The sequence below is a fragment of the Kitasatospora sp. NPDC005748 genome, from assembly GCF_040630735.1.
Classification (GTDB): domain Bacteria; phylum Actinomycetota; class Actinomycetes; order Streptomycetales; family Streptomycetaceae; genus Kitasatospora.
Window position 1 is genome coordinate 112,436 of sequence record NZ_JBEXYD010000018.1, and the last position, 12,772, is coordinate 125,207.

The following is a 12,772-nucleotide window of genomic DNA, read 5'->3' on the forward strand; positions in this document are numbered from 1 at the left end:
CGACCGGGTGGGCGGGTTCAGCCCTCCGCGCCCGCCAGGTGCACCGCGAAGGCCGCGCCCTGCGGGTCGCGCAGCACGGCGACCCGGGGCCCGTCCGGCATCGAGGTGGGCGGCAGCAGGACGTCGGCGCCCAGGTTCCCGGCCCGGAAGGCGGTGACGTCCACGTCCGCGACCGCGAAGTAGGGCAGCCAGTGCGGCGGCACCTGCGGCGGAAACCGGTCGTCCATCGTCAGCATGCCGCCGAAGTCGGCGCCGGCCAGGCCCCACTGGGGGTAGACCTCGGACGGGCGGACCGTCCAGCCGAACACCGCCGGGTAGAACGACCGGGCGCCGTCCGGGTCCCGGGTGAGCAGTTCCACCCAGCCGAGCGCGCCCGGGTCGTCGAGCACCTCCAGGCCCGCCAGCGCGTGGCCCTGCCAGAGCCCGAACACCGCGCCGGACGGGTCGGCGGCGATCACGAACCGGCCGAGACCGAGCGCCTCCGTCGGTCCGATGACGACGCTCCCGCCGGCCCCGGTGATCCGGGCGGCGGACGCGTCCGCGTCGTCGACCGCGAAGGAGACCGTCCAGGCCGTCGGCTGCCCCTCCCCGTAGAGCGGGGCGACGGCGGCGGCGATCCTGCCGTCCAGCTTCATGAAGGTGTAGTCGCCGGCCTCCGGCGGTGCGTCGAGGTCGGCGGCCCGCCAGCCGAACAGCTCGCCGTAGAACCGCTGGGCGCCCTCCGGGTCGGAGCTGCCGTGCTCCACCCAGCAGGGCCCGCCGACCGTCACCGTACGCTGCTTCATCCCGCCTGCTCCCAGCCGATGTCGAGGATCAGTTTGCCGCGCGCGTGCCCGGACTCCACCAGCGCCAGTGCCTCGGCCGCGTGGGCCATCGGCTGCCGGCCGGTGAGGTGCACGTCGAGCTCGCCGGTCGCCGCCAGCGCGGCGAGGGCGGCGAGGCTCGCCGCGGTGGTGGCGCGGGTGACGAAACGCCCCCCGAGCTCCGCGACGGTGCCCGGATCGACGGTGGAGACCAGCTTCGAGCGGTCGGCCAGCGTCTCGGCCGCGGCTCGCAGGTCGGCCCCGCCGACCAGGTCGAGGATGCCGTCCACACCGTCCGGGGCGGCCGCCGCGATCCGCTCCGCCACGCCGTCGCCGTACCGCACCTGCACCGCGCCCAGCGACTCCACGTAGCCGCGGTTGGCGTCGCTCGCCGTGCCGACGACCCGGATGCCCCGGCTGCGGGCGATCTGCGCGGCCACGCTGCCCACGCCGCCCGCGACGCCGAGGATCAGCAGCGTCTGCCCGGCTCCCACGCCGACGTCCCGGAGCCCGTCGTCGGCCGTCGCGGCCGCCACCGGGAGGGTCGCCGCCTCGGCGAACCCGAGCGCGGCGGGCTTGACCGCACTCATCGCCGCGAGCAGCAGGGTCTGCTCCGCGAAGGCGCCCGCCGCCGCGATCCCGAACACCTCGTCCCCGGGGGTGAACCCCGTGACGTCCGGGCCGATCCGCTCGACCACGCCCGCCGCCTCCTGGCCCAGCACGGCGGGCAGCTCGCGGTCCCGCCCAAAAAGTCCCCGGCGGATCTTCCAGTCCACCGGGTTCACCCCGGCCGCCCGGACGCTGACCGCCAGCTGGCCCGGGCCGGGCTCCAGCACCGGCCGGTCCAGGAACTCCTGAGTCTCCGGCCCGCCGTAGTCGACGAACCCGAACGCCTTGACCATCCTCGATCCACTCCTCCGCTGACCCCCTCCCCCGCCCCAGCATGCGGCCCGCCCCGGCCCCGGTCCGCCGCTGCTGCGCCGAACGGGCGTGCGGGGCGCCGGCGGGAGCCCGTGTGCGCGCCGATCGAGCGGTGCCGGGACCGGCCGCCGGGCGGCGCACCACCGTCACCATGCCGAGCGGGAGTTGACGCGTCGCGCCGCCGTCGGGTTGGTTGGGGTCGCCGACCGACCCCGCCGAACCGGGAGGGCCCATGACCACCCCCACCAGCGCCGACACCACCGCCACCGTCTTCCGCGACGTCCGGCCGCACGGCTCGGCCGCGCCCGTCGAGCTGATCGCCGCCGGCGGACTGCTGGTCGACCGGGTCCCCGAGGGCGCGCGGGTCGAGGTCGTGGAGGGCCGCGGACGGATCGCGCTGCCGACCCTGGTGGACGCGCACATCCACCCCGACAAGACCGCCTGGGGCGAACCCTGGTACAGCCGGCGCCCGGCGCGCGGCCTGCCGGAGTACGTCCGGGGCGACGTCGAGCTGTACGAGCACCAGCGCACCCCGCTCGCCGAGCGGGCCGAGCGGCTCCTCGCGCACGCGGTGACCCGGGGCACCCGGGCGGTGCGGGCCCATGTGGACGTGGCACCCGCGTACGGCCTGGCGGGCGTGGAGGGGCTGGTGGCCGCCCGGGAGCGACTGGGCGCGGCGCTGGACGTCCAGGTGGTGGCCTTCCCGCAGCACGGGGTGCGCCGGACGCCCGGCGCGGGGGCGCTGCTCGCGGAGGCGGCGGCGAGCGGGCTGATCGACGCGGTCGGCGGCATCGACCCGGCCGGGTTCGACGGAGCCGGGGGCGAGGGCTTCGCGGGCGAGGGGCCGTCGCAGCTCGACCAGGTCTTCGGCCTCGCCGAGCGGTACGGCCTCCCCCTCGACATCCATCTGCACGACACCGGCGAGCGCGGCCTCGCCCCGCTTCACGACATCGCCGCCCGGACGAAGGCCGCCGGGCTGCAGGGCAGGGTGGTGGTCAGCCACGCCTTCTGCGTGCCGGAGCTGTCCGGCGGCCCGCTCGACGCCCTGGCCGAGCTGCTGGCCGGGGCCGGCATCGGGCTCACCACCGTCGCGCCGTCCGCCCACCAGGTGCTGCCCTTCAGGGAGTTGGCGGCGCACGGCGTGCGGGTGGGGCTCGGCTCGGACGGCGTGCGGGACTCCTGGAGCCCGTTCGGCAACGCCGACATGCTGCACCGGGCCCACCTGCTCGGCTGGACCACCGACGCGCGGACCGACGTGGAGCTCACCGAGTGCTTCGCCCTCGCGGCCGGCGGCGGCGCCGACCTGCTGGGCCTGCCCGCCGCCGACCTCGCCCCGGGTTCGCCGGCCGACTTCATGCTGGTGACGGGCGAGTGCCTGCCCCAGGTGGTGGTCGACCTGCCCGAGCGCGAACTGGTCGTCCGGGCCGGGCGGGTGGTGGCCCGGGACGGCCGCTTCCTGGGCTGACCCGGAGCCGACGCCCCCGGCTCCCGCTCCCGGGCCGTCAGCCCCGGTTGTGGTCCCCCGTCCGCCCGTCGATCAGCTCGCGCAGGATGTCCATGTGGCCCGCGTGCCGGGCGGTCTCGGTCGCCATGTGGATCAGCACCCAGCGCAGCGACACCTGGTCGCCGAACCAGGCCCGGCCCAGGTCGTCGAGCTCGAACTCCTCGATGACCTGGTCGGCACTGGCCCGGGCGCGGGCGTAGAAGGTCAGCAGATCGGCGGTGGACTCGTCCGGGCGCACCCGCAGGTCGGACTGCTCGTCCTCGGCGAGGTCGAACGGCAGCGGGCCGGTGTCCCGGCCGAACGTCCGGCAGAACCAGCCGAGTTCGACCCCGCCGAGGTGCTTGACCAGCCCCAGCAGCGTCGTCCCGGACGCCGTCATCGGCCGGCGCAGCTGCTCGTCGTCCAGCCCCTCCAGCTTCCACAGCACCGCGTCGCGGTGCCGGTCGAGCGCAACGAACAGACTCTCCTTCTCGGCCCCCTGGAAGGGCACACGCTTCGTCATGCGCGGACCCTAACAGGCGGCCGGGCCGATGGGACCGTCAACGTCCCATCGGCCCCGCCCAGTTCACCATGCGGCAGGGTTCACCGGGCGACCCGCTCCACGCCGGTCCACAGCTGCGCCTCGGCGACGCCGTCGGCCAGGAAGCGGGTGCGCAGGATCTCCGGCCCCGGCCGGGCCTCGTAGGGGTTGGACGGGAACCACTGGGTGTAGACGTCCCGCCACATCTCCTGGAGCGCCTGCGGGAACGCCCCGGTGACGGAGAAGACGGCCCAGGTCCCGGCCGGCACCTCCCGCACGTCCAGATCCTCCGGCACGACGACGTCCGCACCCGCCACCACCGCGTGGTAGTAGTCGAGTTCGACGCCCTCCTCCCGGCTGTCCGAGAAGAACTCGGTGACCGAGACGACGCCGTCCGGGTCCTGGTCCGAGAGGGCGGCGATCCGGTCGACGACCTCCGGTGCGATCCCCCGGATGAACGCCGCGATGGCCGGATTCACCCCCTCGTGGACGAGCGGGACCCGGGCCCGCCGACCGACCACCCGGAACCCGGGCTTCTCCACGATGCGGTATTCCATACTGCTGCTCCCTTCGACGACGAGTCGGAAGGACATCCGGGGCTGGGACCGCAGCACCACGCCGCCGCGCCGGGCCTCACCCGGTCCGACGCCGTGCATCGCCCGGAACGCCCGGGCGAACGCCTCCCCCGAGGTGTAGCCGTACCGGACCGCCACGTCGAGCAGCGTCCGCTCACCGGCCAGCACCTCGGCCCCGGCCACGGTCAGCCGCCGGCGCCGCACGTACTCCGACAACGGCATCCCGGCCAGCGCGGAGAACATCCGCCGGAAGTGGTACTCCGACGTCCGCGCGATCCGCGCCAGCTCACCCACGTCGATCACCCCGTCCAGATGCTCCTCGACGTACTCCATGGCCCGGTTGACCTGCTCCAGCACCCCGACCCCGTCCTTCCCTCTTACTGCCACCACCGTAGGAAGGACCCACCCTGCCGCACCCGACATCCTGTGCCCGCTCCGATCGGGTCCGGGAGTGGAACGGGCCGCGTAGTCGGAGACCCGCCCGCGCTGGACCTCCTTGCCCCCGGCCGGGACGTCGGTGTACTCGCCCAGGTGGCGGTGGAGCTCGGTCATGAAGGGTTGGCAGAACCGCGTGATCTCGGCATCCGCAATCACGCGTGAGGCGCCCCACGCGGGGACCCCGGTGGTCCCCCTCGCCATTGAGGGCATCGCACTGTCAGGCACGCCGAAGCGGCTTACGGACCGCTGTTGCGGAGGAGCGTCTTCCAGTGTCGACACCCGATGTCCGACCCCATCCACCTGATGAAACCCCTGTCCGATCCGCGACCGCCCCAGGATGCGCGGAAGGGGCGGTGGACACCCACGTGGATGTCCACCGCCCCTTCCGTGAGGCGTCCTACGGGCGGCTCACCGCCGGAGGCCGCGCCCCAGGAGCCCTCGAAGCCCCGAAAGGGCCGGGCGCCGTTCGGAAGCCCCGACCGAGAACCGGTCAGGAGCCGCCGAGATAGCGGGACTCCAGGTACACGGTCTGCTCCGCCTGTCCCCGGTCCTGGTCCGCCACCACGCTGAAGCGGCTCCCGGTGGAGGTCCTGAAGTCGACGAAGAGGTCGTAGGTCACGGCCTTGTCGAAGGACCAACCGAAGTCCCTCGTCTCCGCTTCGGAGTCGAACCCGGTCTTGTTCCCCTGGCCGGGGGTCCAGTGCACGGGGTGGGCGACGTCGACGGAGTGTGCGGAGAGGAAGCGGCCCACGCAGTCCTTCGGAGCCCGGAAGCTCAGGTTCAGGTTCTGGGCGGGGTACTTCGAGCTCCCGGAGAATCCGAGGCCCTGCAGGTCGCAGTCTGGCAGGTCCAGCCCGAACGCCTTCGTGACCGCTTCGAGGGTCTGCCCTTTCGGGCTACCCGGGTACGCCCTCGGATCCGGGTCCGCGGACGTGCAGCCGGCGGCCAGGGCTACGGCGGCGACCACGTTCATGGCCACCGCGGCCGTGCGTGGCGGCCGGCCGGGCCGGCGCGGTCCCACCGTGTTTCGTACACGCATGACTGTCCTTTCCCGGGCGGGGACCGTCCCGCGAGGAAGGCCTCGCGGGACGGTACCCGATCCGGATCGGGCGATCAACCAGTGGTGGTGTCGACGTGCCCGGTGGAGCTTCCCTGGACGGTGAAGTCGCGGGCGTACCCCTGGCTCGGAGCCATGGCCAGCAGCTTCACGTCGACCGGGATCCCCCAGACGTCGATCGGCGGCTTGTCCATGTCGAAGTTGTACTCCTTCTTCACGTCGAACCGGTAGTCGCCGGACAGCCGCACCTTGCCGGGGCTGACCACGGTCGCGGTCACGTCCCCGCTGACGCGGTACTGGATGGAGTGCAGGGCGAAGATGTGGTCCTTCGACCCCGGGTACTTGTAGGTGAACCCGAGCCAGTTGGAGTCGAGTTTCACGGTGCACGTGGTGCCGGCCCCGCCGGTGCACTTCTCCGCCGCGGACTGCGCGTACTTGGCGGCCCGCTCGTTCAGATCGGTCTGCATGGTCGGGTTGGTGTAGAGGTCGCGCATCTGGTCCGCCGAGAAGTTGAACGGCTTACCCGACTTCTTCTCCCAGTACTTGAACAGCTCGCAGGACATCGAACCGGCGTGACAGGCCCACAGCTCCGCGCCGCCGACGATCGTCAGCATCGGGTCCGGCTGGCCCTGGCTGCCGAGGTTGCGCCAGAACTTCTCCCAGCCGCTCGGCTCGTGGAACGGCGGGTGCTTCTTCGGGTCGTCCTCGTCACTGGTGTAGTCGTGACCGTCCGGGTCACCGACGGTGACCGTGCCCGGCGGGGGCGGCGTCGACGGCGGCTGGCTCTGCTGGGCGGCGCGGGCGCGCTCCTCGGCGGCGATCTTCTCGCCTGCGATGCGCATCGCGTCGGTGCCGGCCTGCGCCGCCTCCTGGGCGCTGCGGCCCGCGGCCAGCGCCGAGTTGCGGGCCTGGGCCGCGGAGCCGTAGGCGGAACTCGCGTACGAGGCCGCCTTGGAGGCGGAGTAGGACGCCCAGGCCGCCGACTTGGTGGCCGCCGAGGCATCGGCACGGGCCGACTTCTCGGCGTTCTTGGCCTGCTGCGCGGACGTCGCGGCCTGCTTGGCCGACTTGTCCGCCCGGTCGGAGGACTGGCGTGCCTGGTCCGCGTAGCCGTTGGCCTCGTCCGCGGAGCGACGAGCCTGGTCCGCGTATTTCTGGGCCTCATTGGCGGCGCCCTGGGCCGTCAGCGCCGCCGCGGTCGCGGTCGCGGCCGTCTCCTGGGCGACAGCGGCGCTGTTCGAGGCGTCGGCCACGATCCGCTGGATGTCGGCGGCGTGGACGGCGCTCTGTTGGTCCTGCTCGGCGGCCCGGTACTGGGCCACGGCCACGAAGTTGCGCAACTGCGTGGGTGCTCCGGCCAGTGCCACCTGGGCGGAGGCCGTCAGCTGGGCCCCGCCCCCCGCCGTCAGCGAGAGCGCCGTCACCCGGTCGTCCTCCTCACGGGCGCGGTACTGGTCGGTGTCCAGGAACTGGTGGAAGGCCGCGGGCGTGTTGGCGTCGATCGCCTTGCTGCCGGCCTCCTTGACGGCACGGCCGCCCTGGCTGATGATCCGCAGGATGTCGACCCGGTAGTCCTCCGCCATGGCCGCGTCCTGACCGCCGCCGAGGAAGGCCTGGATGTCCTGCGTCGAGCCGTTCAGCGCGGTGAGCGCCGCGGCGCGCAGCCGGGGGTTGGTCGACTCGCCGAGGTGGGCGACGCGGGACAGGTCGTCGTGGTCGGCGGCGAGGGCGCGGCGCTGCTTGAGCCACTCCAGCACGTCGCTGTCGGAGCCGGTGAGCGCGTCCTTGGCGGCCTGGCTGGTCCAGGGGCCACCATCGGCGTAGAGGCGGGCCGCGGCCTGACGGCCCATCCGTACGGCGGCCGACGGGTCGGTGCCAGGGGCCACGGCATCGATCAGCAGCTGCTTGGTCGCGGCGTCGACGCGCACCGCCTCGGCCCGGTCCTCGCGGTCCTGGGCACCCCGCTCGTCGTACTGCTTCCGCAGCTCCTGGGCCTGCTGGATCTTCTTGTCCTTTTCCGCCGCAAGCTGGGCGGCTTCCGCAGCGCGTGCGACCTCCTCGACCTGGCGGGCCGCGGCGGCGGCGTTGGACGCGGTCTCGGCCGCGGCGACGGCGGCCTGGGCGTGGAGGGTGGCCTGCTGTGCGTCGCCGGCCGCCTGACCGGCGTGTGCGGCGGCCTCGTCGGCCGCCTGGGCGGCGTTGTTGGCGTGGCGGGCGGCATCCTGAGCCGCTGCCTTGGCCTGCTGGGCTGCGGTGGCGGCGCGCCCGGCGAGAGCCTCCGCGGAGTTGGCCGCACTGGTCGCGGTCGCGGCGGCCGCACGTGCCTTGGCCGCGGCGGTCTTCGCCCGCTCGGCCTGGGCGCCGGCGGCCTGCGAGTACCCGCCGGCCCGGGCAGCGGCGTCGGCGGCCGCTGCCGCGTTCGCCCCCGCGCCAGCGGCGGACTTGGCCGCGTCAACCGCGTTGATCACGGCGGTCACCGCGTGGTCGACGGCGTCCGCGGCGCGCTGGGCGTCGGCGGCGGCGGCGCGGGCGACCTTGGCCGTGGCAGCCGCGTTGGCCGCCTGACCGGCGTCCCCGGCCGCCGCGTTGGCTGCCCGGTACGCCTGGGACGCAGCCTTGCCCGCGGCGGTCGCGGCCGCCGCGGCGGCGGAGGCGGCGCTGGCCGCCACCCTGGTCGCCGAGTGGGCCGCGTTGGCGGCCTCGATGGCGGTGGTCGCGGCCTGGGCGGCCTGGTTGGCGGCATCCGCGGCATCGCCCGCGGCCGCACTGGCCTTCTGGGCCGAGTCCTTGGCCGCCTCGGTCTCCTGGGCCGCACGCTCCGCGGCCGTCTTGGCCGCTGCGGCGGCGTTGACGGCGCGGGCCGAGGCCTGCTTCGCGGCCTCGGTCTCCTGCGCCGCCTGCTGGCCGGCCGTGCGCGCCTCCTCGGCGAGCTGGGAGACCGTCATCTTCTCCTGGTCACGGGCCCGGGCCACGTGCTGCCCGTTGCGCAGGAACTCCTTCACCTCCGTCGGGCCGTCCCTGAGCGCCTGCTGCGCGGCGCTGCGGACCTGGGGACCCCCGACGGCGATCAACCGCAGGGTGTCGACCCGGTCGTCCTCCTCTTGTGCCTGAGCCCGACCGCTGTCCAGGAACGTCTGGAGCGCCTCCAGGGAGCCGTCCTTGAGCGCGGCCTGCGCCGCGTCGCGCACGCCGCGCCCGTCCAGGTTGATGGAGGTCAGCACGGCTACCCGCAGGTCCTCCTTCCACGGCCCCTCGAAGCCCGTGGCGAGGAAGACGTGCAGTTCGTCGGGCGTGCCGCTGAGCGCCCTGCCGGCCGCCTCACGCACCCCCCGGCCACTGGTGTTGATCAGTTCCAGCGCGGCGACCCGTTCGTCCTCAGCCTGAAGGGGCTTCAAGCTACCGTCCAGGAAAGCCCTCACCTCCTGGTCCGATCCCAGCAGGGCCTTCTCCGCAGCCGACTTTGTGGCGCGACCGCCGTCGCGCCACGCGGTGAACACCTTCTCGCGGTCGCTCGGCGCGGCCGGCGCCGATGCCGGCGCCGATGCCTCTGCGGGCGCTGCCACCGCGGAGCCGTTCGTCATCCCCGCAAGCAGCGTGACGGCGCACAGCCCCGCCAGTGCCGCGCGCGTCCGCCATGGATTGCGCAGGACTTTGCCCACGCATTCGCTCCCCTTAATCCCCATGTCCCCTCGATGAAGTCGCCGTTCACCACCCAGAGCGGACCGCTACGGGCAGCGCGGTGTGGCGCGCCGATGCGCACGGTTCGGGACCATACATAGCGAGCGACACAGAAATCGACCCTTTACCTGCCGGGAGACTTCTTCCGGCCAGGTTGGCTGAAACCCGCCCTGGTGACAAAAGGGGGCATAGTCCCATTCATGGCAGCAAACGCAGCCTTTTGGTCGCCGAATTGGCTTCAACTACCGCGGTGCTGCAGTGATATGAATGACCTGCTTCAGAAGCGGTCGGTGCGAACAGCGCCGACTTCGACAGTTTTCCGATACAGGGGGATTTCATGCGCAAGCGACACCGTCCCGTCATCGTCGGTGCCCTCGCCGCCTCGACGCTGCTCATCGGCATTTCCAGCGGGGTGGCGGCGGGTACCTCCGGTGGCACCGCCGCCGCAACTGCCACCGACACCCCGCCCCCGGCCGTGGAGGACTTCGGCTACCCCGGCGCCGAAAAGGTCCTCGCGGACCGCAACCTGGTCCTGAAGCGCGGCGACGGACACGTCGCACTCGCCGACTGCGTCGACGGGCAGAACCTGATCGAGGTGTGGGCGCGCGGCCGGGCGGACCGGGTCTGCTTCAAGGTCACCGGAGCGGGCGGTTTCCTCGAACTGGAACTGCCGAAGGTCGTCGGTATCCGCGGCAACGACTACACGACCCAGGCGACCGCAGTGGTCAAGGGCGCCGAGAAGACCTTCGACATCACCAAGAACGGTCCTGGGGACTACATTTGGACGCCGATCGGCGAAGCCTCGGACCCGGACCAGAACGACCACACATTGCTGCGGCTGGTCGCCCGCCGGTAACTCGGTCGGTTCTGTCCGGCAGCGGCCGGCCGAAGCCGCGTTTCCCGTCGCCCCCTGCCCTGCGAGGGCCGGAATGAGATCGCCCACGTTGCTCATTATTTCCCCGGCCCTCCCTGCCGGCCGTGGCGACAATCGTCGGCGGGCCGGGCAGCCGCTCCACGCGCCCACCGGTGACGGCAGGGACTGACGCCCACGCCGGCGAGCGCGACCGGCGGGGGGCCTGACCCGTCCGGTCGGCCTCCGCCCCCTGCGGGTCCCTGGCCGTCCGGACACCCGCGCCTACGGGGCCGGGGGCCCTGCCGGTCACTCCTCCCGCCGCGCACGCAGCCGACGTCGGCACCCTCCGGCCCGCACCGGTACCGCGGGGGCTCCCTGCGACCAACCCCGTACGACCCAGACCCTGGACGTTCCCAAGGACGGCTTCGCGGGCATCGGCGAGGGGCTCGGCCAGGCCTCGACCACTGTCGTCGAACTGCACGTCACCGGCTGACCACCCAGTCAGCGCATACGTCCACCTACAAGACCGAGGACAACCCACCCCATGCTTTCCAAGACCTCTGCCCGCCTCCGGGTGACGGGCGCTCTGGCCGCGACCACCGCCGTCGTCGGCGCGCTCGCCACCTTCTCCGCCGCGCCCGCCGGGGCCGTCGTCGGTGACCCGGCGTCGGACGGCGCGTACGCCTACACCGCCAAGCTCGCCATCGGCGACAACGTCCGCGCCTGCACCGGCGCTCTCGTCGACCGCAACTGGATCATCACCGCCGCCAGCTGCTTCGCCGACGACCCCGCCCAGCCCCAGACCCTGGCCGCCGGCGCACCGAAGTGGAAGACCACCGCCACCGTCGGCCGCACCGACCTCACCACCACCACCGGCGCCACCACCGAGATCGTCGAGCTCGTCCCCCGCCAGGACCGCGACCTCGTGATGGCCCGCCTCGCCACACCCGTCGACGGCATCACCCCGCTCACCCTCGCCACCACCGCCCCCACCGCCGGCGAGAACCTGCGCGTACCCGCCTACGGCCGCACCAAGACCGAGTGGGTGCCCCTCAAGCTCCACAGCGGCGTCTTCAACGTCGGCGCCGTCACCGCGAACGCCATCAACACCACCGGCACCAACGGCACCTCGATCTGCCAGGGCGACACCGGCGCCCCCGCCGTCCGCGAGGTCAACGGCAGGACCGAACTCGCCGCCATCGCCTCCCGCTCCTGGCAGGGCGGCTGCTTCGGCAGCACCGAAACCCGCACCGGCGCCACCAACACCCGCGTCGACGACCTCACCGCCTGGGTGAAGGAGCTGCGGTTCCGCACCGCGGACGTGCAGGCGGGTACGCATGTGCAGATCGTCGGCTCCGACGATGCCCTGTCGGACTCGGTCGCGGACTACAACGCCGGCCGCTGGACCCGCACCTGGACCCCGATGGGCGACAGCCGGCTCCTCAAGGTCGACAGCGTCGCCATCGGTGACGTCGTCCACGTCTTCGCGGTCGCCGGCGACGGTCACGTCTACGGCCGTGACGGCCGGGTGGGCGGCACCTGGGGCAACTGGAACGAGGTCCCCGGCGGCGCCTCGGGCGTCAAGGACATCTCCGTCAGTGCCCGTGGCAACCTCGCCGACCTGATGATCATCGGCAGCGACGGCTCGCTGTACGCGACCACCGGGAACTACGACACCGGTGCCTGGAACCCGTACTGGGACAAGATCGGTGACAACCACCTGAAGGCCGTCACCAGCGCGTACTACAACAACTCCACCCACGTCTTCGTCATCAACGAGGACGACAAGGTGTACACCCGCGCCGCGGACTACGGCGTCGGGTGGAGCGACTGGGCCGAGCTGCCCGGCAGCCTGCCGAACGTGAAGTCGATCAGCGCCAGCACCCACGGCGCCACGATCGACCTGGCGATCGCCGGTGCCAACGCCTTCTACACCACCAGCGGTCACTACGACACCGGCTACTGGGACCCGCAGTGGGCCAAGATCAGTGACAACCGCCTGAAGGCCGTCACCAGCAGCACCTCCAACAACGTCGTCCACGTCTACGCCGTGAACGAGGACGACAAGGTCTACGGCATCGACGCCGACTACAACGCCGGCCGCTGGACCAGCTGGGACGAGGTCCCCGGCGGCGCCGGCGGCGTCAAGGCCATCACCGCCACCAGCACCAACTGACCTCGCGTCACCTCGCCTGACCCGGTGGGGTGAGTGATCGGACCGATCACTCACCCCACCGCTCCTACCTGCTCCATTCCGATCCCAGGGGGGCCTCCATGCCCAGCACCACCACGGCCCGCACCCGCCGCGCGGGGGCGCTCGCCGCCGCGACCGCCGTCGTCGGCGCGCTCGCCACCTTCTCCGCCGCGCCCGCCGGGGCCGTCGTCGGTGACCCGGCGTCGGACGGCGCGTACGCCTACACCGC

General features: G+C 73.1%; 9 protein-coding genes and 1 pseudogene. 3 read left to right on the forward strand and 7 right to left on the reverse strand.

Going from position 1 to position 12,772, the window contains the following annotated elements:
- Positions 1–17: 17 nt before the first annotated feature.
- Together ABZ495_RS16580 and ABZ495_RS16585 are read right to left on the reverse strand one after the other, a co-directional pair.
- Complete coding sequence (locus ABZ495_RS16580) at positions 18–785, reverse strand: VOC family protein (RefSeq protein WP_359806985.1); 768 nt, start codon at positions 783–785, stop codon at positions 18–20.
- The gene (locus ABZ495_RS16585; protein ID WP_359836467.1) at positions 782–1,705 is read right to left on the reverse strand and encodes an NADP-dependent oxidoreductase; all 924 of its coding nucleotides are present in this window, start codon (positions 1,703–1,705) and stop codon (positions 782–784) included. The genes ABZ495_RS16580 and ABZ495_RS16585 overlap by 4 nt, the downstream gene beginning before the upstream one ends.
- Before the next feature lie 251 nt (positions 1,706–1,956).
- On the opposite strand from ABZ495_RS16585, the gene ABZ495_RS16590 reads away from it, so the two are divergent.
- Positions 1,957–3,189 (forward strand): amidohydrolase, encoded by a 1,233-nt coding sequence (locus tag ABZ495_RS16590; protein ID WP_359836469.1) that lies wholly within the window; start codon positions 1,957–1,959, stop codon positions 3,187–3,189.
- A 37-nt stretch (positions 3,190–3,226) separates the two neighbouring features.
- Here the strand turns inward: ABZ495_RS16590 and ABZ495_RS16595 are convergent, their stop codons facing one another.
- The 5 genes and pseudogenes from ABZ495_RS16595 to ABZ495_RS16615 form a co-directional block, all read right to left on the reverse strand.
- Positions 3,227–3,730 carry a DinB family protein gene (locus ABZ495_RS16595; protein WP_352292511.1) on the reverse strand — a complete coding sequence of 168 codons (504 nt, stop codon included), beginning with the start codon at positions 3,728–3,730 and terminating at the stop codon, positions 3,227–3,229.
- An 80-nt stretch (positions 3,731–3,810) separates the two neighbouring features.
- Positions 3,811–4,680: an AraC family transcriptional regulator gene (locus tag ABZ495_RS16600; protein ID WP_359807005.1), complete on the reverse strand. Its 870-nt coding sequence runs from the start codon at positions 4,678–4,680 to the stop codon at positions 3,811–3,813.
- Between the two features lie 571 nt (positions 4,681–5,251).
- The gene (locus ABZ495_RS16605) at positions 5,252–5,800 is read right to left on the reverse strand and encodes a hypothetical protein (protein WP_359836471.1); all 549 of its coding nucleotides are present in this window, start codon (positions 5,798–5,800) and stop codon (positions 5,252–5,254) included.
- A 74-nt stretch (positions 5,801–5,874) separates the two neighbouring features.
- The gene (locus ABZ495_RS16610) at positions 5,875–9,213 is read right to left on the reverse strand and encodes a chemotaxis protein (protein WP_359807008.1); all 3,339 of its coding nucleotides are present in this window, start codon (positions 9,211–9,213) and stop codon (positions 5,875–5,877) included.
- A gap of 18 nt (positions 9,214–9,231) precedes the next feature.
- Positions 9,232–9,501: pseudogene (locus ABZ495_RS16615) on the reverse strand (ALF repeat-containing protein); the annotation flags it as partial.
- A 332-nt stretch (positions 9,502–9,833) separates the two neighbouring features.
- Between ABZ495_RS16615 and ABZ495_RS16620 the strand changes: the two are divergent.
- Both ABZ495_RS16620 and ABZ495_RS16625 read left to right on the forward strand, forming a co-directional pair.
- Positions 9,834–10,352 (forward strand): hypothetical protein, encoded by a 519-nt coding sequence (locus ABZ495_RS16620; RefSeq protein ID WP_359806996.1) that lies wholly within the window; start codon positions 9,834–9,836, stop codon positions 10,350–10,352.
- 541 nt (positions 10,353–10,893) lie between these two features.
- Positions 10,894–12,525, forward strand: a complete 1,632-nt coding sequence (locus ABZ495_RS16625) for a trypsin-like serine protease (protein ID WP_359836473.1) — start codon at positions 10,894–10,896, stop codon at positions 12,523–12,525.
- The last annotated feature ends 247 nt before the right edge of the window (positions 12,526–12,772 follow it).